The following is a 488-nucleotide window of genomic DNA, read 5'->3' as shown; positions in this document are numbered from 1 at the left end:
ACGAACAACAAATGTTGCTGGATTGGAATAAGACAGAAACAGAATATCCAAAAGATAAATGTGTACATCAATTATTTCAGGAACAAGTAGAAGTGTATCCAGATACAATTGCCGTAAGTTATGAAGATGAATATATCTCGTACAGTGAACTGAATTATAAGGCAAATCAATTAGCTCATTATTTAAAAAGGTTTGGCGTAGGCCCAGATGTATTAGTTGGAATTCATATGGAACGCTCTGTAGATATGATAATTGGGTTACTAGGAATTTTAAAAGCTGGCGGAGCGTATGTTCCCTTAGATATGACATATCCCAAAGAGCGATTGGCGTTTATGTTAGAAGACTCGAAGGTGCCAATTTTACTCACAAAAGAGCGGTTAGTAGAAGGGCTTCCTGAACATAATAGTAAGATAGTTTCTATAGATACAGATTGGATAAATATATCCAAAGAAAGTAGTAGAAACTTAGATGTTAATACTACTCCAGAA

The 488-nt window shown here is 34.8% G+C and carries 1 protein-coding gene; it reads left to right on the top strand.

The window, feature by feature from the left end; genetic code table 11:
• Positions 1-488 (top strand): AMP-binding protein (locus MR079_RS28390; protein WP_242295087.1); only part of this gene is annotated, 488 nt, incomplete at both ends.

It is taken from the genome of Bacillus cereus group sp. BfR-BA-01381, from assembly GCF_022663555.1.
Taxonomy (GTDB): Bacteria; Bacillota; Bacilli; order Bacillales; family Bacillaceae_G; genus Bacillus_A; species Bacillus_A pacificus.
This window is presented reverse-complemented; position numbering and strand designations above follow the sequence as displayed.